16 protein-coding genes are annotated in these 20531 nt (G+C 55.5%); 5 read left to right on the top strand and 11 right to left on the bottom strand.

What is annotated here, in order from left to right:
* Positions 1 to 6: 6 nt before the first annotated feature.
* Together BV390_RS26945 and uxaC are read right to left on the bottom strand one after the other, a co-directional pair.
* Complete coding sequence (locus BV390_RS26945) at positions 7 to 1551, bottom strand: MFS transporter (protein WP_085397543.1); 1545 nt, start codon at positions 1549 to 1551, stop codon at positions 7 to 9.
* Between the two features lie 23 nt (positions 1552 to 1574).
* A complete protein-coding gene (gene uxaC, locus BV390_RS26940; protein ID WP_047663917.1) occupies positions 1575 to 2981 on the bottom strand; it encodes a glucuronate isomerase in 1407 nt (468 codons plus the stop codon).
* 460 nt (positions 2982 to 3441) lie between these two features.
* On the opposite strand from uxaC, the gene uxuA reads away from it, so the two are divergent.
* A complete protein-coding gene (uxuA, locus tag BV390_RS26935; RefSeq protein ID WP_032689673.1) occupies positions 3442 to 4512 on the top strand; it encodes a mannonate dehydratase in 1071 nt (356 codons plus the stop codon).
* A gap of 113 nt (positions 4513 to 4625) precedes the next feature.
* Here the strand turns inward: uxuA and BV390_RS26930 are convergent, their stop codons facing one another.
* Entirely contained in the window at positions 4626 to 5519 is an 894-nt protein-coding gene (locus BV390_RS26930) for a LysR family transcriptional regulator (protein ID WP_032689672.1), read from the bottom strand.
* 33 nt (positions 5520 to 5552) lie between these two features.
* Between BV390_RS26930 and BV390_RS26925 the strand changes: the two genes are divergently transcribed.
* Entirely contained in the window at positions 5553 to 5816 is a 264-nt protein-coding gene (locus BV390_RS26925) for a 4-oxalocrotonate tautomerase (RefSeq protein WP_228304998.1), read from the top strand.
* A gap of 61 nt (positions 5817 to 5877) precedes the next feature.
* Here the strand turns inward: BV390_RS26925 and BV390_RS26920 are convergent, their stop codons facing one another.
* The 3 genes from BV390_RS26920 to BV390_RS26910 all read right to left on the bottom strand — a co-directional run bounded on the left by BV390_RS26920 (position 5878) and on the right by BV390_RS26910 (position 8789).
* Entirely contained in the window at positions 5878 to 6399 is a 522-nt protein-coding gene (locus BV390_RS26920) for a DUF2867 domain-containing protein (protein ID WP_047663923.1), read from the bottom strand.
* 201 nt (positions 6400 to 6600) lie between these two features.
* Positions 6601 to 7929 (bottom strand): OprD family outer membrane porin, encoded by a 1329-nt coding sequence (locus tag BV390_RS26915; protein WP_085397542.1) that lies wholly within the window; start codon positions 7927 to 7929, stop codon positions 6601 to 6603.
* A gap of 77 nt (positions 7930 to 8006) precedes the next feature.
* The gene (locus BV390_RS26910; protein WP_032697975.1) at positions 8007 to 8789 is read right to left on the bottom strand and encodes a histidine phosphatase family protein; all 783 of its coding nucleotides are present in this window, start codon (positions 8787 to 8789) and stop codon (positions 8007 to 8009) included.
* 544 nt (positions 8790 to 9333) lie between these two features.
* Between BV390_RS26910 and surE the strand changes: the two genes are divergently transcribed.
* Entirely contained in the window at positions 9334 to 10209 is an 876-nt protein-coding gene (gene surE / locus BV390_RS26905) for a 5'/3'-nucleotidase SurE (RefSeq protein WP_064793465.1), read from the top strand.
* A gap of 53 nt (positions 10210 to 10262) precedes the next feature.
* Here surE and BV390_RS26900 read toward each other — a convergent pair whose 3' ends face one another.
* From BV390_RS26900 to BV390_RS26885, 4 genes are read right to left on the bottom strand one after another with little or no spacing between them, the layout of a single operon-like run.
* Positions 10263 to 13418 carry a CusA/CzcA family heavy metal efflux RND transporter gene (locus BV390_RS26900; RefSeq protein ID WP_047663927.1) on the bottom strand — a complete coding sequence of 1052 codons (3156 nt, stop codon included), beginning with the start codon at positions 13416 to 13418 and terminating at the stop codon, positions 10263 to 10265.
* 11 nt (positions 13419 to 13429) lie between these two features.
* Positions 13430 to 14707 carry an efflux RND transporter periplasmic adaptor subunit gene (locus tag BV390_RS26895; protein ID WP_085397541.1) on the bottom strand — a complete coding sequence of 426 codons (1278 nt, stop codon included), beginning with the start codon at positions 14705 to 14707 and terminating at the stop codon, positions 13430 to 13432.
* A gap of 45 nt (positions 14708 to 14752) precedes the next feature.
* The gene (gene cusF, locus BV390_RS26890; protein WP_032698007.1) at positions 14753 to 15100 is read right to left on the bottom strand and encodes a cation efflux system protein CusF; all 348 of its coding nucleotides are present in this window, start codon (positions 15098 to 15100) and stop codon (positions 14753 to 14755) included.
* 29 nt (positions 15101 to 15129) lie between these two features.
* Entirely contained in the window at positions 15130 to 16515 is a 1386-nt protein-coding gene (locus BV390_RS26885) for an efflux transporter outer membrane subunit (protein ID WP_046853163.1), read from the bottom strand.
* 172 nt (positions 16516 to 16687) lie between these two features.
* On the opposite strand from BV390_RS26885, the gene BV390_RS26880 reads away from it, so the two are divergent.
* Positions 16688 to 17371 carry a copper/silver response regulator transcription factor gene (locus BV390_RS26880; RefSeq protein WP_032689664.1) on the top strand — a complete coding sequence of 228 codons (684 nt, stop codon included), beginning with the start codon at positions 16688 to 16690 and terminating at the stop codon, positions 17369 to 17371.
* Entirely contained in the window at positions 17361 to 18812 is a 1452-nt protein-coding gene (locus BV390_RS26875) for a Cu(+)/Ag(+) sensor histidine kinase (RefSeq protein ID WP_085397540.1), read from the top strand. The genes BV390_RS26880 and BV390_RS26875 overlap by 11 nt, the downstream gene beginning before the upstream one ends.
* A 56-nt stretch (positions 18813 to 18868) precedes the next feature.
* Here BV390_RS26875 and BV390_RS26870 read toward each other — a convergent pair whose 3' ends face one another.
* The gene (locus BV390_RS26870) at positions 18869 to 19990 is read right to left on the bottom strand and encodes a ribosomal protein uL16 3-hydroxylase (RefSeq protein ID WP_032689662.1); all 1122 of its coding nucleotides are present in this window, start codon (positions 19988 to 19990) and stop codon (positions 18869 to 18871) included.
* Between the last annotated feature and the right edge of the window lie 541 nt (positions 19991 to 20531).

Here is a 20531-nt window from a genome sequence, read left to right as displayed (position 1 = left end):
TATCTGTCAGTTCAGTACCGAGGTGGGGTCGCCCGCCTTTACTCGCTCGGGCGGGGTGTCACCCCAGAGCGTGTCGTAGCGATAACCCGTCAGGTCTTCAACCACATGGCGCGCTTCAGGCGTGACGTCCTGTTTAAGACCGTTCGCCTTCAGGCGCTCAATCTCATCGACAAAAATCTTGTGCGTACGTTTGTTCAGATGGAAGGTCAGCGCCTGCCACAGGGCAATCAGCAGCAGCACGGCGGTGCCGGCAAACAGCAGTGTCGCGATGGTATTAATCGCTTCCTGAGGCTGAGTCAGGCTCCCTTTCACGAAGCCGCCGCTTTGCAACAGCAGGCCCACGGCAAAGGTGGCGATTGCGACCGTCGTTTTACGCGAGAACGTCATCACCGCGGCAAACAGGCCTTCACGACGCTGGCGGGTAATCATTTCGTCAATATCGGGAATAAACGGGAAGACGTTCCACGGCGTAAATTCCAGCACGCAGCGGCCGACCTGATAGATACCTGCGATGATCACCAGCAGCATGACCTTGTTGTCGGTCGGGAACTGATACACCAGGAAGAAGCCGCCGAGGCACAGCAGCATCAGGCTATAGGCGAAGACATAGAGGCGAGAGGGACCATACTTAATGATCGCCACGCCCGCCGCCAGCGTAACCGGGAGCCCGACGATACTCATCGACAGCAGCGTGCCCGCCAGTGAGGATGAGACGTTCAGGCAGTAGACGCAGAAAAAGACGAACACGGTGTTGTAGACGTCCTTCGCCGTGAAGGAAAAGAGATAAATCGCCAGGTGCTTACGGAACGCCCGCACCTTCAGGGTAGAGGCATATTCCTTAAACAGGTTGCCAAAGGCGACAAGCTTCTCGGCCGCCGTGGTCGACTTGCGCTCTTTTTCCATTTCCGCCAGCATTTCCGGCGTCAGTTCGCGTTCCCAGGTCACTTTCCACGAGATAAAGACGCAGACCATAAACATCACGGCAAACACCACGCCGTTAACCAGATAGGCATCCGCATTGTTTTCACCCAGCGCGCCAATCAGCAGACCGGGGATAAAGGTGGCGAGAAAGGTCCCGGATGCCGACAGGAACATACGGCATGTGGACAGTTTGGTCCGGCTATTAAAATCTTTGGTCATCTCGGAGGGCAGCGTTTCCCACGGGATAAGCACCATAGCGGCAATGATCTCAAAGGCCAGATACACCGCGAGATAGAACCAGTAGTTCATGCCGTTTAGCCACAGCAGGGTGTAAACCAGCATGAGCGGCGCGCCGATCAGCAGGAAAAACCGCCGCCGGCCAAATTTCTTACCCAAATAGTTTTTATAAAAATGGTCCGTGAAGCTGCCCATAAACAGGCTGACGATGGCATCCACGATACGCGCGATCGCAACAATCGACGCCGCTTCAATCGGCGACAGGCCGACAAAGGTGGTATAGAAGAAAAGCAGCCATGCGCCAATGACGGTAAATGCGCCGCCACCCATAATATCCGTCAGACCGTAGCCGATACTGACGGGGATGGTCACTTTTCTGTTCTTACGAGTCATGGTTTATCCCTGTATCTGACGGGTCAAAAACGAAAATAACGACGGGCGTTGTCCACGCAAATACCGCGGATCATGGCGTCGAGGATGGCGCGATCTTCCGGCACTTCACCTTTCTCTACCCAACCGCCAACCAGGTCACAAAGGATCCGGCGGAAATAATCATGTCGGGTGTAGGAGACGAAGCTGCGGGAATCGGTCAGCATGCCGATAAAGTTGGCCAACAGCCCCTGATCGGCCAGCGTATTGAGCTGGTTAACCATGCCGCGTCGGGTATCGTTAAACCACCATCCGGAGCCGAACTGCAGCGGTGATTTCATGCCATCCTCGCCGCTCTGGAAGTTGGCGAGGGTCGAGGCGACCACGTCGTTATAGCTGGCATTGAGGTTATAAAGAATGGTTTTCGGTAGACCGTCATTTTCCACCATGGCGTTAAGCAACGCGTTCAGGCTCTGCGCAAGGTGAGTTTGATCGCCAATAGAGTCAAAGCCGCAGTTGATGCCGACCTTGTTGAACATGGTCGCGTTATTGTTGCGAATAGCGCCAAAGTGAATCTGCATTGCCCAGTCGCGCTGCTTGTACATTTTGGCCAGCGCGACAAAAATCATACTTTCCCATGCCTGAAGCGCGTGCTCATCCAGCGTCTCTCCTGCCAGCCGACGCTGAAACAGCGCGGCCTGCCCGACTTCATCAAGCGGGCAAAAACGGATCGCCAGCGGACCGTGGTCCGATACGCGACAGCCCGTGCTGTGGAAAAAATCAATACGCGCTTCGAGAGCGGCCAGGAAACTATCCAGCGAGGTGATCGCCCGCTGGGTTTTCTGCGCCAGTCGGGAGACAAACGTCAGGAAGCGCTCGGGGCAGGTGTCGAACAGCTCATCAGGACGAAATGTGGGCAAAACGCGTGGGGAAAAGTCGCTTTTTGCTGCCAGCAGCCGATGGTATTCCAGATCGTCGAGCGGCCCGTCGGTCGTGCACAGCGCTTCCACGTTTGAACGGCGGATAAGCGCCTGCGGTAAAAAGTCGTCGTGGCGTAATTGCGTATTACACTGCGCCATAATATCGCGCCAGTTTTTGCTATTAAGCGTTTCGTCGATCGCAAAATAATGTTTCAGCTCAAGGTGGGTCCAGTGATAAAGAGGATTGCCAAAACTGGCTTCGACAGTTTGCGCCCAGGCTTCAAACTTTTCTTCGGCGGAAGCATTACCGGTAATTCTTTGTTCCGATATTCCATTAGCCCGCATTGCCCGCCATTTGTAATGATCGCCTTCCAGCCACAGCTGAGTAATATCCGTGAACGGTTTATTCTCCCAAATGGCTCTGGCATCAAGATGACAGTGGTAATCAATAATCGGTAACGCTTTTGCAATCTCAGAGTACAGCCGCTGACCTGGCGCGTTGTTTATCATAAAACTATTGTTTATCAGTGACATAAAAACTCCGTACACGATGTCGCTTTTACTACGCATCCCCAGTGTTAAGCCGGGGCCGGTGTATGACGAGAACATAATGGCGTTGAGGGTAAGCTTCCTTTTCATTGGTTGTCTACTACCATACAAGATGTAATGATAAAATTGTGACTTAACGCATGTATTTCATCAGCGATATTCAGAGGCTGAAATAAAAGCCGGGATCAATTTAATGGTTAAAAATAAAGTCGTGTTATAGATGATGATAAATTTAAACTGAATTTGTTATTTTTTTACAAGATAAAAACAATTAACCGCAGCCAGGATAATGAAGATCGCGCTCAGCCTGCGACTCTTTTTTATCGCCTCGTCACTCTTTTTTAACGAGGTGGTTGATCAAACGATAATTACTGCATATGCTATCCAATACTAGTATGGTACATCTCGTAAAATGCATAGCAGCAACGATTAAGGCGGATAAAAAATGCAGATGACAATGCGCTGGTTTGGGCCACAGGAAGACAAAATCCCACTGGAATATATCCGGCAGGTGCCGGGTGTGGAAGGTGTTGTCGGGGCACTGTATGACGTTGCTCCCGGAGAAGTCTGGCCAGTCGAAAAAATTAAAGCTCTGGTTGACCAGGTCCATGCCGCGGGCCTGACAATGGAAGTGATTGAAAGCGTTAACATTCACGATGACATCAAAATAGGCACCCCGGCACGCGATCGCTATATCGAAAACTATAAACAGACGATCCGTAATCTGGCGGGCTTTGGCGTCAAGGTCATCTGTTATAACTTCATGCCGGTCTTCGACTGGATGAAGACCGACATGAACTACGTCCTGCCGGACGGTTCGCTGACGATGGCCTTCGAAAAAAGCGGCATCGATAAGAGTCTGGAAGAGGTCGTCAAAGAGGTTCTCGATAACGCCAACGGTTTTGCATTACCGGGATGGGAGCCCGAGCGGCTGGCTAAAGTGCAGGAGTTGTTCGCCCGCTATCGCGGAGTCGATGATACTAAGCTGCGGGAAAATCTGTTTTATTTCCTCAGAGAAATTATCCCGGTGTGCGAGGAAGTGGGGGTGAAAATGGCGATTCATCCGGACGATCCGCCGTACTCTATTTTTGGCCTCCCGCGGGTGGTGAAAAATCGGGATGACCTGGCGAAGATTTGCGATGCCGTGGATTCACCGGCGAATGGCATCACGCTGTGCACCGGGTCGATTGCGGAAGATCCGGATAATAACGTCTATGAAATTCTTGCCGAATTCACGCGTCGTAAGCGGATCCATTTTGCCCACGTACGCAACATTAAGCTGATTAAAGATAAAGATTTTTACGAATCCGCTCATCCGTCGCAGTATGGCTCGCTGGATATGTATCGCGTCATGCAGGCCCTCCATGATAATGGCTTTGACGGCTATATCCGCCCGGATCACGGCCGGTTTATCTGGGGCGAAACCGGGCGTCCCGGATACGGTCTTTACGATCGCGCGCTGGGGGTAACCTATCTGCTGGGGCTGTGGGAGGCGCTGGAGAAGAAATCGCAATAAATCTGTTTGCCGGAGGCCTCAGCAGGCCCCCGGCAGCGTGTTTTGTGCCGTCGTCAAAACGGGCGTGTTGACCCCGGGGTGGCGCAGACATCGGTGTGAAATCGTTTCATCCGTTATTGCTGCGCGCCAAAGCGCTGTATCAGAAAATCAATTACACTGCGCAGCTTGGCTGATGGGCGGGTATCCTGTTGATAAATAAGATACATCGGCGTTGGCTTATAGGACCACTTGGGTAGCACCGGCACCAGGCGTCCCTCGGCGATATCTTCCTTCAGCAGCGATTCCGGTTGCAGCACGATGCCGCAGCCGTTCAGTGCGGCAATCCTCAGCGCATGGCCCTGGTTAGACATAAACCGACCTTTCACTACCGCTTTAACGATCTCGCCATTGGGCCCCATCAGTTCCCAGCGATCCTGATGTATCCAGTAGGACATCCCCAGACAGCTAAAGTGACTCAGCTGATCCGGATGCGTCGGCGTCCCGTGCTGACGGAGGTAGTCGGGAGAGGCGGCAAGGATCCGCCGGTAGGCGTGCAGCGGCCGGGCAACGATATCCGTCTGGTGAATCTCACCAATATGAATACCTAACTCCGCATTCCCGCTACTCAAGTTTGGCGTTTGGTTATCCAGCGTCAGCATGACGTTGACCTCCGGGTTTTGCGCCATGTAGACGCTCAACGCCGGGACCAGTATCTGACAGCCGAAGCTGACCGGCGCCACCATATGGACCAGCCCTTTGGCTGTCGATTGCAGCTCCGTGGCGCTATTTTCGGCGAGAGAAAATTCTGCCAGCACTCGGCGACAGCGCTCATAGTAGAGCTGTCCGACTTCGGTTAACTGTTGGCGACGCGTGGTGCGGTGCAGCAAACGTGCGCCAAGCCGTTGCTCAATCGCCCGGATCTGTTTGGCCACCATCGTGGCCGATACGTCGCTGACATCGGCCGCTGAGGCAAAGCTGCCGCACTCGACAACCCTGACAAACATCTCCATTCCGGCAAGTTTATCCATGATTAACAACCTGTAGGTTCTGATTCACTCAACCTGACACCCATTTATTCGTCCTCACCTTTCGGCAAAGATTCACTCATCGACCCCAGACGGGGTCTCAGCGGAGAGAAAAATATGCCTGTTTTACGTTTAGAATTACAGCCGGGCCGCACGCCTGAACAAAAGCGCGATTTTGCCCGTGAAGCGACCCGGGTCGCGGTTGAAACGCTGAAATGCAAACCGGAGAGCGTGGATGTGGTCATTGTCGAAATACCCAAAACGCACTGGGCTAAAGGAGGCGTATTGCCCACGGAATAGTGAGCGGGCCGCGCTTCTCGTCGCCAGCGCAGATTCACCGCGCCGCAGACCCTGGGCGCGGTTATCGCCAGCCCCTTGCTGCCGCTCTTTTGAGCATGGCGCGCACCACCAGGCGGTGGAATGGGGCAATCAACGTGATATAAAGTTTCCCGGTTCGGTTATGGCAGCGCACCACGGAAGCCAGCACCACCTCTTTTTGATTGGTCGGCGTCTCGCGACGCTGACGATGCACCACGGCAATCCTGAAATCGAGATGGCTGTCATTGGCGCCGACGATCAGCTCGTTGGCCTCGACCGCGAGTACCGGGAAAAAATCGATATGCGGAGTGCCCTCTGCGACCAGTTTTGCGCGCATCTGAGCGGAGGACTGGATCCCGAAGGGCCTGACCATAAGATCCCGACAGGCCAGCAGCCATTTGAACCAGCGCGGCGGCCTCGCCAGTACCTGATGAGCCAGAGTATTGATATCAGCAGGCGCATCAGGAGGCAGGGTGATGGCGAAAGCATCCGCAAGCTCGGGGGAAGGGAAGAGGTTCACGATCCGGCTTTCATCGGGTAACGGCACGGTACGAATGGTTTGCAAGGCAATCCCTCGGCAGTCGGTGGGCAGAGTGGCGGGGCGCAGGCTACCACAGGAGGAGCCTGACGCGCCGTTGTTCTATTGTTTCACGAAAAGATACGCGATAACGGGTTGCCGGCAGTTTACCGACGTACGGCTATTTTACGAGCGCTGAGCGTGCTGTTTCGCCTGATTGCCGGTATCATCGCGTGTCGCGGCGAGATATCAGAACAGAGCAAAGCGATACTCGATGATGACCTCGGAAGAGAGGGAGTTGGCCCGGATATAGCGTCCATCGTTCAGCACCGGCGTTTTTCCGTTCATGCGATAGGACCATCCTGGCCCGAACATCGCCCAGACGGTCAGGTTTTTTAGCTGCGGATGCGTTGGCACCCAGCGGCTAAAAGCGTTGATTTCGCCCGTGCGCACGTGGTTGCCCTTGTAGTTAAACTGCGCAATGTTGCCCGCCAGGCCTATCGCCAGCTCTGGCGTCAGGTTGTAGTCTGAAATATTCGCCAGCACCAGCTCCCCGTCACGCAGGTAGTCGCTGCCGGCGTAGGCCATCGAAATAAAGGTGCCGCGTGAGTTTTTGCTCATATGCCGGGGGAAAAAGCCGATTTCGTGGGCTTTTTCGGCATCGGTATAGCCCAGTCCCCACCTGGAGCTCCAGTTGTCCGCCTGCCATTTGACATCAATCGCATAATGTCGGGCATCGCTGTCGAAATCGCGTTTATTGGCCGGCATCGCTTTATATTCATCCAGAGCGTGAGTGGCATAAATCTGCGTACCGATATTCAGCTGCTTCAGCGGTTTGAGTTGCGTGAACAGCACATGGCGGCGCAGGTAGTTATCGCTTTCACCATAGCCGTACTGTAAATTCAGCCGTTCGCTCTGCCACAGTAGATCGCCGCTGGCGATATGGTTGAGATACCGTCCGGTGTTGGTCTGGAAGCGTTTCTTATCCGGCGAGTTACGGTCCATCGAACTGTCGATATAGGCGCCGCGCAGGGTCACGTCACCGTAGTTGACGCCGCCGCTCCAGCCGAGATAGGTGGTGGGCGACAGCCGGGTAGAGGTGGAGATCACGCCAGTGTTTTTCATCATCTGCCAGCCCCAGCGGGCGTTCAGATTGAGATCGGCGAGTTGATATTTCAGCTTCATGTTGCGCTGACCAAACTTGGAAAACCCCTCGGCATTGCTCTTTTTATTACCGCTCCCGTTATTATAGAGCACGCCGCGCGAGTTAAAATAATCGCTGGCGCCCAGCTTGATGGCACCGTAATAAGTTGCATCGAAGCCAATGATATCGGCGAAATAACCTGACTGGTAATCCACGGCAACACCCTGGCCCCAGGCGTTGTGCACTTTCTTGGGTTCTGTCTCCTCTTCCTTAAGATATTTCCAGTAGTTTTTAAGCGATAGCGTCATATGTGACTGGCTAAAAAAAGGATCGGCAAATACCGTATCAATCATATCCGCTTGCGCAACATCATTCGCTGACCAGACGTAGGCAGGAAGCGTCAGCAGCAGCATAGTAATAATATTGTTTTTCATTATAAACCCCGAGGCGATATGCTGCGAGCCAGCCGGGGCTGGCGTCAGCAGTTATCTGCAATAATATAATTAAGCGATCAGTTATTGTTATTGAGGGCCTGCTTGCCGGCTTCGACATATTTCATTGTGCCGATTTCTGGAACCGAATATGTGCCATTTTTATAGACAATTTTCACCACTGCGGCGTTGGCCAGCGGTTTATCTTTCGCCGTGTCGGCGGTGAGGTCGGAAATCATAATTTGCATCGCCGTGCCGGACGAAATGGCGAGGATATTTTTGTCGCCATGGGCCTCGGCATTTTCAACGAGGGTATGCAACGCTGCCTGAGTACGGCTCTTCACCTGCTGATAATTTTCCGCCATGCCCTGCGGGTCGGCTGCGGCCAGTGCGTTCTGGCTTTCAGCCACCGGCAGAGCGCCTGCCTTCATTTTGCTGAACAGCGCGGCGCTGTCTTTTAACCCCAGCTGTTTGGCGCCAGCCGCGGCCATATCCTTGTTGAAGCCGCCTTCAAAGCTGCCAAAAAAGGCTTCGCGTAGGCCTGGCAGCTCGATCGGGTGATAATGGGCGATCCCGGCCTGCTTCAGAATCACCGCCAGGGTTTCCCGCTGTCGCCCGGCATCGCTGGAATAAAAGCGGTCGAACTTCACCCCTTTTAAACCTTCGCCGAGATAACGGGCGACGCGGATACCGTCTTCAGTCAGCGGAGAATCGGCCCATCCCTGCACGCGGTCGAAGGTATTTAATAGCGTTTTCCCGTGTCGGGCAAAATAGATATTAATGCTGCCATCGTCTTTCATTTCCGCTGCTGAACAGGTTGCGGCGCTGGCGAACATGATGATTGCGGTTAGCCATTTATTCATATTGTTCTCCTGTTTATTATGTGAAAGCCAAAAAAAAACCTACGTCAGTGACTCGGGATGGGCATATTTTATGATGCCGCCGGAGTATCTGACGTAGGTTTTGCCTGTGTTGGAAACAGTAACAATCCACTACCGTCGACCTTATCATGTTAGCGGTGGAAAAACAGGCGGAATTTGTTTTTATATTAATAAATGTGATCGTTCGCATGCCCTGTGGATTGTTACCAATAACATTTCAATCTCCGGAATATCGTTGAAGAGTGACATGGTGAATTCGTAAGAATTAGGTGTTAAGATTCAGGTTAAATATCATTTCGCAGCCTTTATTTTTAGCATAAATAGTCTGGCGTTATTGATCATAGTCACATAATAAACCTGCTGCCTCTGGATTATCCTGGCGATACGGGGTATTTTCCCCTTGTCCTGGGATTGTAACGGAATAACGGCAAAACCTAAGAGAGCTGGCGCAAGTCAATTTGCGTGCAGCTCTCTTAGGTTTTTTTTTGCGCCAGACAAATATCTTGATACTGACTAAGGAGTTATCGTGAAAATCAACATCCTCGCCGCTGCGCTGCTCACCATACTGACCGCCTCGACTCAGGCGGCGGAAAAACCGCTCAGAATCCTGCTGGTTAACGACGATGGCTGCCAGTCGGTTGGCACCACGTCGTTGCAGGAAAAGCTGGCCGCCAAAGGGTATGACGTGTGGATGGTGGCGCCCGACACCAACCAGAGCGGCATCGGCTCAGCGATAACCTTCAAACCGGGTAAAACGTTCGATGTTAAGAAAGTGGCTGACAAGCGCTACTGCTTCCCGGGCACGCCGGCGGATGCCGTGGATTTTGGCCTGTGGGGGCTGATGAAAGAGGCGGCGCCGGACCTGGTCATTTCTGGGGTGAATGATGGTCCCAATACCGGCATGGCGCAGGTGAATTCGGGGACCGTCAGCGCTGCGGCCCGCGCGCTGCGCTACGGTTTCCCGGCGATCGCCGCCAGCATCGGCTATCGCTTCACGGAACAGGAGATGAAAAACAAATGGCCGAGCACGCATAAATACTGGCCGGATTCGGTGGATTACGTCGTGACCGTGGTGGATAAGCTGAACGCCACCCGCGAGCCGGGGGCCGCCTTATTACCCAAAGGGTCGGGGCTGAGTATCAACTACCCGCCGCTGCCGGCAACGGAGATTAAAGGCGTCCATTACATCGACAATGAGCAGTTTCCTGTTCCGCAGATTAGCTATGAGCTGCAGGCTGACGGCACGGCGAAGCAGGGCATGAATCCGGCATCGCTGACGCCAACGACGGCGGACACCGACAGCGGCTGGTTGAATAAGGGCTATATCACCTACACCCTGTTTGACGGTTCGTGGAATGCGCCGCAGTTCCAGGCGCAGTATGAAAAACGGCTGGGCCGCTAATCGCGCGGCGAACAAGCGAAAGGAGCGACAATCGCCCCTTTCGCTGAGGTGGATCAGGATGCCACTTTCCGCGTCTGCCGGTGCCGGTACAGCCACATCAGCTTATACGCTGCCGGGATGATAAACAGCGACAGCAGCGGGGCGGTGATCATCCCGCCGATCATCGGGGCGGCGATGCGGCTCATCACCTCCGATCCCGCGCCGGTGCCCCATAAGATGGGCAGCAGGCCGGCGATAATCACCGCCACGGTCATCGCCTTTGGCCGCACGCGCAGCACCGCCCCCTGATACAGCGCCTCGTCGAGCTTTTCGACGCTAAAGGTCTGCGGATTTTCCAGCGACGGATGAGCTTCAATCGCGTGACGCAGGTACATCAGCATCACCACGCCAAACTCCGCCGCCACCCCGGCCAGCGCAATAAACCCGGTGCCGGTGGCAACCGACAGATGGAACCCCATCCCGTACAAGAACCAGATACCGCCAACGAGGGCGAACGGTACGCTGGTAATGATCAGCAGGGCCTCGCCAAAGCGGCGGAACGCCAGGTAGAGCAGGACGAAGATGATCATCAGCGTCATCGGCACCATCAGCTTCAGCTTCTGATTGGCGCGTTCGAGCAACTCAAACTGTCCGGAGTACGAGACGCTGATCCCCGGTTTCATCTGCACCTGTTCGGCGATGGTTTTTTGCAGGTCGTGAACCACGGAGACCATGTCGCGATCGCGGGCGTCGATGTAGATCCAACTGGCCGGGCGGGCATTCTCGGTTTTCAGCATCGAAGGACCGGTCACCACCTTCACTTCGGCGACGTCGCCGAGGGTGATTTGCTGTTTCATCGGGGTCAGGACTGGCAGCTGGCGCAGGGCTTCCGGGCTGTCGCGATAGCTTTGCGGGTAGCGGATGTTGATCGGATAGCGCTCGACGCCTTCTACCGTTTCGCCCACCATGGCGCCGCCGATGGCCGACGACACAAACAGCTGAACGTCGCCTACGGTCATGCCATAGCGGGCCGCTTTTTCGCGGTTGATAGCGATATTAAGATAGCGCCCGCCCACCAGGCGTTCTGCCAGCGCCGAGGTGACGCCCGGTACGGTTCGGGCGACCACTTCGATCCGTTCTGCGACCTCGTCGATATCGGAGAGTACCGTGCCGGAAACCTTAATGCCGATCGGGCTTTTGATCCCGGTGGAGAGCATATCGATGCGGTTACGAATCGGCGGTACCCACAGATTGGCCAGTCCCGGCAGGCGCACGGTCTTATCCAGCTCCTCGATAATTTTCTCCATGGTCATCCCCGCTCGCCACTGCGCCTGCGGCTTGAGCTGAATGGTGGTTTCGACCATTTCCAGCGGCGCGGAGTCGGTGGCGGTTTCTGCCTTACCGGTCTTGCCAAACACGCGGGCCACTTCCGGCACGGTCATGATCAGCTTATCGGTCTTTTGCAGCATATCCGCCGCCTGCGCAGCTGAGATCCCCGGCAGCGTCGAGGGCATATACAGCAGATCGCCTTCGTTGATCTGCGGTAAGAACTCGCCGCCGACCCGACTAAGTGGCCAGATAATCGTCAGGATCGACAGCAGAGCGACCAGCAGGGTGGTTTTCGGCCAGTGCAGAACCTTCAGCAACAGAGGATGGTAAATGCGGATCAAAAAGCGGTTGAGCGGATTACTGGTTTCCGCCGGGATCTTGCCGCGGATCCAGAAGCCCATCAGGATCGGGATCACCACGATCGCCAGCAGCGCCGCGCCCGCCATCGACCAGGTTTTGGTAAAGGCGAGGGGGCCAAACAGCTTCCCCTCTTGCCCTTCGAGGGTAAAAATCGGGATAAACGACAGGGTGATAATCAGCAGGCTGATAAACAGCGCCGGGCCGACCTCCACCGAGGCATCGGTGATAATTTTCCAGCGCGTGTCGTTGGCCAGTTTCTGCCCCGGGTGGTGGTGCTCCCACTCTTCCAGCCGCTTATGGGCGTTTTCGATCATCACGATGGCGGCGTCAACCATCGCCCCTACGGCAATGGCGATACCGCCCAGCGACATGATATTGGCGTTCAGCCCCTGAAAATGCATGACGATAAAGGCGATACAGAGCCCAAGCGGCAGCGAGATAATCGCCACCAGAGCGGAGCGGATGTGCCACAGGAACAGCGCGCAGACCAGCGCCACGACGATAAACTCCTCCAGCAACTTATAGCTGAGGTTGTCGATCGCCCGGTCGATCAGCTGGCTGCGATCGTAGGTCGTCACGATTTCCACCCCTTCCGGCAGGCTGCTTTTCAGGGTCTCGAGCTTGTGTTTAACGGCGGAAATCACTTCGCGGGCGTTTTTGCCGGATCGCAGGATCACCACGCCGCCGGCCACTTCGCCTTGGCCGTTCAGTTCGGCGATACCGCGGCGCATTTCCGGACCTGTTTGCACCCGCGCCACGTCGCGTAGAAAGACCGGCACGCCGTTGTCGCCGGTTTTCAACACGATATTATTGAAGTCATCCAGCGTCTGCAGGTAGCCGCTGGCGCGCACCATATACTCAGCTTCCGACAGCTCGACGGACGAACCGCCCGCCTCCTGGTTGGAGGCGTCCAGCGCGGATTTCACCGCCGACAGGCTGATGCCATACTGGGTCAGTTTCTGCGGGTCGACAACAATCTGATACTCTTTGACCACGCCGCCGACCGATGCCACTTCCGAGACATTGGGGATGGTTTTCAGCTCGTATTTTAAAAACCAGTCCTGCAGCGAGCGCAGTTCGGCGAGATCGTGTTTACCGCTGCGATCGACCAGCGCATATTCGAAGATCCAGCCCACGCCGGTTGCATCCGGTCCCATTTCGGCGCTGACGCCCGCCGGCAGTTTACCCTGCACCTGGTTGAGATATTCCAGTACCCGGGAGCGCGCCCAGTAGGGGTCGGTACCATCCTCAAAAATGACGTACACATAGGAGTCGCCAAACTGCGAGAAGCCGCGTACCGTTTTGGCTCCCGGTACCGACAGCATGGTGGTGGTCAGCGGCCAGGTGACCTGATTTTCGACGATTTGCGGCGCCTGCCCCGGATAGCTGGTTTTAACGATAACCTGCACATCCGAGAGATCCGGCAGCGCATCGACCGGCGTATGGACTATCGTCCACGCGCCCCAGAGGCTGAGAAACAGCGCGCCCATCATCACCAGAAAGCGGTTGGCCACCGAGCGACGGATTATCCATTCAATCATTTGCCATCTCCTTAGTGGGCGTGCGCCGCGGGTGTCGGCAGCGCGGCAGGCGTCTGCGCGCGCATCCTGTCCAGAGCGCCGGAAATATTGGCTTCCGAATCGATCAGGAACAGGCCGCTGGAGACCACCTTTTCGCCTTCGCTGAGGCCGGCGCTGACCGCCGTGAGGCCGCCGGATTGCTGGAACACGTCGATACGTTTCGGGATAAAACGCCCGTCGTTGTCAACCGTGATCACCCGCTGCTCCGTGCCGGTATCGATCAGGGCTTTTGAGGGGATCAATAGCATCGGCTGGCTTTGGGTGTTCAGCCGGAGCCAGGCGTTCATTCCCGGTTTGAGCATCTCATCGGGGTTATCCACCTGCAGGCGAAGCTGTAGCGTGCGGGTCGTGGCATCTGCGCTGGGCAAAATCGTCCATTTGCTGATGGTAAAGGTTTTCCCCGGCCAGGCCGGAACGGAAATCGTAAACTGCGAGCTCTCTTTAAGCAGCCAGGCAATAGATTCCGGCACCGCGGCGCTGATCCACACCGGATCCATTCCCTGAATTTTCGCCACCACGTTATCTTTGGTGATGTTCATCCCGCTGCGTAAATCAAAGGCGGTAATGACGCCATCGATCGGCGCTTTGAGGGTGAAGCGGGTCTGAATTTTGCGCGTCGCTTTTAAGCGGCGAATATCCTCTTCCGGCATGCCGGCGAGGCGCAGACGCTCGAGGATCCCCTCCACCTGGGTGGCGGTTCCGCCGGTATCCCGCAGCAGCAGATATTCGCTCTGGGCTTCGACCCAGTCCGGAATGGTCAGATCGACCAGCGGCGTGCCCTGGCGAATTTTATCGCCGACGGTCAGGGGATAGACCTTCTCGATAAATCCCGCCGAGCGCGCCTGCACAATCACAAACTGGTATTCGTTAAAACTGACGCTCGCCGGCAGCAGCTGCTCGAAATGCAGCGGGCCACGGCGAACGGGTTCGGTTTTCAGCCCCAGATTTTGGGTCTGCGTGGGATCGATACGCACGCCGGGTGTGGAAGGGGAGGCTCCCCCTTCGTCGGCATACTTTGCCACCAGGTCCATATCCATAAACGGGGATTTTCCCGGTTTATCAAAGCGCGTATTAGGGTACATCGGGTCATACCAGAACAGCACTTTACGGGCCTCTTTTGTATCGGTCGCTGCCGCGCTGTTCGCGGCGGTTGGGGGCGAGAACCAGGCGTACAGGCTTGCGGAGATCATGCCGCCAATAAGCATACTGCCGATAATCAGCGCGCTGTTTTTGAGGGTTAACGAGGCCATATTTGTGTCCATTCCGGTGTTATTGGGAAACTATCTCCGTGGGCGTTACTGTGCGAGATGGATATCCTGTAATAAGGACAGATTGCCCTGCTGAATAAAGGTAAAGGCCACTTTGCTGCCGGCTTTAATGTCGTTGAGCGGCGTTTGCGGGGTAAAGGTGAAACGCATGGTCATCGGCGGCCAGTTCACCGCCGGAATCGCATCATGGGCGATGGTGACCTTTTTGCTTTCCATATCAATGGATTTAACCTCGCCGGTGGCACTGATAGCCGGCGTTTGTTGCGCGGCGGGCGCGGGGTTCATCATTTCGCCATGCTGATGTTCGCTGGCCTGCGCGCCGAACATCACCGTAGAAAGAAGGCCGAAAATGAGGGTTTTAGTAAGGTGATTCATCATGCATGCTCCTGAAAGTAAATGAGGATTTATTCCACCCAGCCGCCACCGAGGGCGGTGAATAGCTTGATTTCGTTGACCTGACGGGCGTAGTTGAGGTCCAGCAGGGTTTGTTGCGTGGTGAACAGCGAGCGCTCGGCATCCAGCACTTCGATATAGCTCACCGCGCCGTGCTGATAGAGCGCTCTGGCACGCTGCTGGGTCGTCTGCAGCGAAGCGAGGTAGCGTTGCTGAGCGCTGATTTGGTCAGCCAGGCTCTGGCGCAGTGCCAGCGCATCGGCGACCTCTTTGAAGGCGGCCTGAATTTTTTGCTCATAATTCACCACCGACTGCTGCTGGCGGATTTCTGCTAAATCGAGGTTGGCCTGATTGCGCCCGGCATTAAAAATCGGCAGTTCGATTTTGGGGACGAAATTCCACATCCCGCTGGCGGGGTTAAACAAGCGGGACAAATCCGCGCTGCTGCCGGACAGCGAGCTGGTTAAGGTTATCGACGGGAAAAAGGCCGCGCGCGCGGCGCCGATATTGGCGTTCGCGGCCCGTAAACCGTGCTCGGCTTCTAAAATATCCGGGCGCTGCAGCAGGATCTGTGAGGAGAGCGCCGGCGGCAAGGCGACACCGTTGATATCAAGGAGGCTGCTGGCCGCGTCATCAGGCAGATGCTGGTAGCTGCCCAGCAGCAGCTGCAGGGCGTTGTTGGCCTGCGCCAGTTCGCCTTCACGTTTGGCAATATCGGCACGGGTACTTTCGATCACCCCGCGGGCCTGCTCCAGCGCCAGGACATTGGTGCTGCCGGTCAGCAGCTGTTTCTCGACAAAGGCGTAGGAACGCTGATAGTTCTGCAATGTCTCCTTCGCCACCTGCAGCTGAGCCCAGGCCAGGCGCTGGTTGAAATAGCTCTGTGAGACGTTCGAGATTAATAAGATATGGACCGCCCGGCGGGCTTCCTCGCTGGCGAAATAGTTTTGCCTGTCCGCCTCGCTTAAGTTTTTCAGACGGCCGAAGAAATCGAGATCAAAGCTGAGGTTTAGCCCGGCCTGATAGTCGCTGGCGGTGGTGGTGTCACCTTTGAGTTTGCCGCTCCAGGTGGTGCTGGCTGCGCTATCAAGCTGCGGGTAGCGATCGGCGTCAGTGACGCCATATTGCGCTCTTGCCTCCTGAACTTTGAGCGTCGCCATGCGCAAATCCCGGTTGTTCAGCAGCGCTTCGCCAATCAGCGATTTCACCTGTGGGTCAACGAAAAACGTCCGCCAGCCGCTCTCCTGATAATTTGCCGGCATCGTGACCAGCTTGTTCTGGCTGAGTGAGAACTGCTGCGGCACCGGCGAGGCCGGCTGCTGGTACTCCGGTGCTAAAGAGAGGCAGCCGGTCAGAACAAAAGTCATGCTGAGCATGATGAGCTTTAATTTACGCATAGGGCAGGACGTTTTCGGCGACGAATGAATGACGGGTACTGTACAAAACGGCCTCTGTTCGATGCGTGACAGGCAAATGACAAAGCTGTCATTTTCCTGAGAATTCATTGCTATCCGGTTTGGCTCCACTAAAATTGGAAACCCGCACAAAAGGCGCGTGAAGGAGCATGTCATGAAGATTTTGATCGTCGAAGATGAGAAAAAAACCGGGGAGTACCTGACTAAAGGGCTGACGGAGTCCGGTTTTGTCGTTGATCTGGCCGATAACGGTCTGAACGGCTATCACCTGGCGATGACCGGCGATTATGACCTGCTGATTCTCGATATCATGCTGCCTGATGTGAACGGCTGGGATATTGTCAGAATGCTGCGCGCCGCCAATAAAGGAGTGCCCGTTCTGCTGCTGACGGCTCTGGGCAGCGTTGAACATCGGGTAAAGGGGCTGGAGCTGGGCGCGGACGACTATCTGGTGAAGCCCTTTGCCTTTGCCGAGCTGCTGGCGCGGGTCAGAACTTTGCTGCGCCGCGGCGCATCGACCATGGTTGAAAGCCAGTTTCAGGCGGCGGATCTGTTCGTCGACCTGGTGAGCCGTAAAGTGACCCGCGGCGGAACGCGTATCACCCTGACCAGCAAAGAGTTCACGCTGCTGGAATTCTTTCTGCGCCACCAGGGAGAAGTGCTGCCCCGCTCGCTGATTGCGTCCCAGGTCTGGGATATGAACTTTGATAGCGATACCAATGCCATCGACGTGGCGGTCAAACGTCTGCGGGCCAAAATCGATAATGACTTTGAACCGAAGCTTATCCAGACCGTGCGTGGCGTGGGCTATATGCTTGAGGTACCGGATGTTGAGTAAGTGGTTTCCGCGGCCCTTTTCGCTGGCTTCGCGGCTGACTTTCTTTATCAGCCTGGCCACTATCGTGGCGTTCTTTGCCTTTACCTGGATAATGATCCATTCGGTGAAAGCGCACTTTGAAGAGCGCGATGTTCACGACTTAAAGCAACTCGCGACAACGCTTGAAACGGTGCTAAACCACGGCGACTATCCGCAGGCCCAGCGCCTGGACATCGTTAAAAACGTCATTGATGGCTACGCCAACGTCTTTATCTGTCTCGATGATGCCAATGGACAGACGCTTTTCCAGTCGCCGAATGGCCCGGATCTGAGCCAGATCATGAGCACCCCCGGGCTGGTGGCCCGCCTGCAGGACGGGAGAGTGATCTCATGGAGCGACCCGCATCCGTGGACGATGACGCATGATAACCATCAGATGCAAAGCAGCGCCTGGCGGCTGATTATGCTGCCGCTCGGCAAATCGGCGGAGGGCAAACCGGCTTATTACCTGCTGATGGCGTTATCGATTGATTTCCATCTGCACTATATTAACCAACTGAAGGCGAAGCTGATTTCGGCAGCGTCGGTGATCAGCATTGTTATCATCTTTATTGTGCTGTTCGTGGTTTATCAAGGCCACAAACCGATCCGCCAGGTCAGCCGGCAGATTCAAAACATCACGTCCAAAGATCTCGACGTACGGTTAAATCCCGGGAGTGTTCCGGTGGAGCTGGAACGGCTGGTGATTTCGTTTAACCATATGTTGGAACGTATTGAAGATGTCTTCACCCGCCAGTCCAACTTTTCTGCCGATATTGCCCATGAGATCCGCACGCCGATTACCAACCTGGTGACGCAAACGGAAATCGCCCTCAGTCAGACCCGCAGCCAGAAAGAGCTGGAAGATGTGCTGTACTCCAGTCTGGAGGAGTTTTCGCGGATGTCGCGGATGGTGAGCGACATGCTGTTTCTGGCGCAGGCGGACAATAATCAGCTGATCCCCGAGCAGAAAACCCTGAACCTGGCCGATGAGGTCAACAAAGTGTTCGACTTCTTTGAAGCCTGGGCGGAGGAGAAAGAGGTAACGCTGCGTTTTACGGGAAATGGATGCTGGGTGAACGGCGACCCGCTGATGCTACGGCGGGCAATCAGCAACCTGTTGTCGAACGCAATCCGCTACACGCCGGGGCAGCAGGCGGTGACGATTCAGGTCAGTGAAACCGCCGGGCAGGCGAAGCTGGTGGTGGAAAATCCGGGGACACCGATTGCGCCTGAGCACTTACCTCGGCTGTTCGACCGTTTTTATCGCGTCGATCCTTCCCGCCAGCGTAAAGGTGAGGGAAGCGGCATCGGCCTCGCGATCGTGAAGTCTATTGTCGCCGCGCATCACGGCAGCGTGGTGGTGGAGTCCGATAGTCGCTCAACGCGCTTTATCCTGACCTTGCCAAAACAGATGCCGTAAACGGCGAAAGCCTGGCAAAACCAGGCTTTCGGATAGACCCGTGCGGGGCTGCGGGATTACTCTTCGAAGTACCAGTAGCCCTGATTGATCAGGCGGACGAGTTCCGCCACAAATGCCGGATTCTGTAGCGCATCGCCCAGCTCGTCCTGACCCACGGTGGTGTACCGGCACAGAGCGTCCAGCGCATTCGCATCGGTTGTTTCCAGCTGCTCGCTGTTGACAAAGAAGCTGTCGCCGATATGCAGAACCCGTAGTCCGCTCAGGCGGCATAGCGTTTCACCCCCCGTCAGCGCATCCACAACGTCTTCTTCAGTATACGGCGGTTCGGCCGGGGCAATGTCCAGCTCATGGCGCGGGGTGGTCGCAAAGCGGCCGAACCACTGCTTAAAGTCTTCCGGCTGGTTAATCATGTCGATCATCATCGACCGCAAACGCTCGAGCTCATACTCTTCCACGCGGCCGGGATGCTCACGACAGGTGAGGTCCGGATCGCTGTAGTGCTCGCCGCCGAGATCGTTTTCCAGCGCGTAATCGGCAAAGCTGCTGATGAGATCGCGACCATTAGGGCCACGGAAGCCGACGGAGTAGTTCAGCGCGGTTTCGTGGGTAACGCCATCGTGCGGGAATCCAGGCGGGATATAGAGGATATCGCCAGGCGCCAGATCTTCATCAATGATTGGCGGGAAAGGATCGACATGCAGCAGCGCCGGGTGCGGACAGAACTGGCGCATTGGCAGCTTGTCGCCCACGCGCCAGCGACGGCTGCCCATTCCCTGAATAATAAAGACGTCATACTGGTCGATATGCGGGCCAACGCCGCCGCCGGGGACGGAGAAGGAGATCATCAGATCGTCAAGGCGCCAGTCCGGCAGAACGCGGAAGGGACGTACCAACTCGGCCGCCGGCATATGCCAGTGGTTTACCGCCTGTGCCAGCAGAGACCAGCCGCTCTCACCCAGACCGTCAAAATGTTCAAACGGCCCGTTGCTGGCCTGCCAACGATCGTTAACCAGGCTCACCAGGCGACTGTCGACTTCAGGTTCCATGGCCAGACCGGCCAGCTCATCCGGCGTAATCGGATCGACGAAGTCCGGGAAAGCATTCTTTAATACCACCGGCTGCTTTTGCCAGTACTTCTCTAAAAACTCGGGCCAGTTGATGTTCAGTTGATAAGCCATAGATTCACACCAGTCATGTAGAAACGGGCCTGATTATAGAAAGGAGTTGGCCAGCGGCGCTTTGTCATGAGTCAATACAGCCGCTTAATTCGCCATCTGCGACGGCGCAGGGTGAGGAAATTAAAGAAAGAGAGATGGGAAAATGGCGATGACGAATATCGCACGCGCTTTTTTATGCCGCAGGGGATTTGGCCCTGTTTCCGCTGTAAGCCGCGTGGTTACTGGGTTTCTCCGTTTCACGGCAACGGGGGAGAATGCGGGAAAGTTCAAATAATGAGCGTTTGATAAGTTTTTTGTATTTTAAGGCTTGCCATGCAAACAAAACTCCCTATAATGCGCTCCCACTGACACGGCAAATGTGAACGAGTTCACAGATTAAGCCGGGTCGGCAGAGAAAAAATTCTGAAATTCAGGGTTGACTCTGAAAGAGGAAGGCGTAATATACGCCACCTCGCGACAGAGCGCTCAGCGCCGTCGCACTGCTCTTTAACAATTTATCAGACAATCTGTGTGGGCACTCAAAGTGACATGGATTCTTAAC

The organism is Klebsiella sp. YJ, assembly GCF_002108615.1.
GTDB lineage: Bacteria > Pseudomonadota > Gammaproteobacteria > Enterobacterales > Enterobacteriaceae > Klebsiella > Klebsiella planticola.
Note: the sequence above shows the minus strand (reverse complement) of the source record. Positions and strands in the feature narration are given on the sequence as shown.

Excerpts from the sequence above, each read along its gene's own strand:
- BV390_RS26945 (WP_085397543.1), bottom strand. The coding sequence starts at position 1,551 with ATGACTCGTAAGAACAGAAAAGTGACCATCCCCGTCAGTATCGGCTAC.
- uxaC (WP_047663917.1), bottom strand. The coding sequence starts at position 2,981 with ATGTCACTGATAAACAATAGTTTTATGATAAACAACGCGCCAGGTCAG.
- uxuA (WP_032689673.1), top strand. The coding sequence starts at position 3,442 with ATGCAGATGACAATGCGCTGGTTTGGGCCACAGGAAGACAAAATCCCA.
- BV390_RS26930 (WP_032689672.1), bottom strand. The coding sequence starts at position 5,519 with ATGGATAAACTTGCCGGAATGGAGATGTTTGTCAGGGTTGTCGAGTGC.
- BV390_RS26915 (WP_085397542.1), bottom strand. The coding sequence starts at position 7,929 with ATGAAAAACAATATTATTACTATGCTGCTGCTGACGCTTCCTGCCTAC.
- BV390_RS26910 (WP_032697975.1), bottom strand. The coding sequence starts at position 8,789 with ATGAATAAATGGCTAACCGCAATCATCATGTTCGCCAGCGCCGCAACC.
- BV390_RS26900 (WP_047663927.1), bottom strand. The coding sequence starts at position 13,418 with ATGATTGAATGGATAATCCGTCGCTCGGTGGCCAACCGCTTTCTGGTG.
- BV390_RS26895 (WP_085397541.1), bottom strand. The coding sequence starts at position 14,707 with ATGGCCTCGTTAACCCTCAAAAACAGCGCGCTGATTATCGGCAGTATG.
- cusF (WP_032698007.1), bottom strand. The coding sequence starts at position 15,100 with ATGAATCACCTTACTAAAACCCTCATTTTCGGCCTTCTTTCTACGGTG.
- BV390_RS26885 (WP_046853163.1), bottom strand. The coding sequence starts at position 16,515 with ATGCGTAAATTAAAGCTCATCATGCTCAGCATGACTTTTGTTCTGACC.
- BV390_RS26880 (WP_032689664.1), top strand. The coding sequence starts at position 16,688 with ATGAAGATTTTGATCGTCGAAGATGAGAAAAAAACCGGGGAGTACCTG.
- BV390_RS26875 (WP_085397540.1), top strand. The coding sequence starts at position 17,361 with ATGTTGAGTAAGTGGTTTCCGCGGCCCTTTTCGCTGGCTTCGCGGCTG.
- BV390_RS26870 (WP_032689662.1), bottom strand. The coding sequence starts at position 19,990 with ATGGCTTATCAACTGAACATCAACTGGCCCGAGTTTTTAGAGAAGTAC.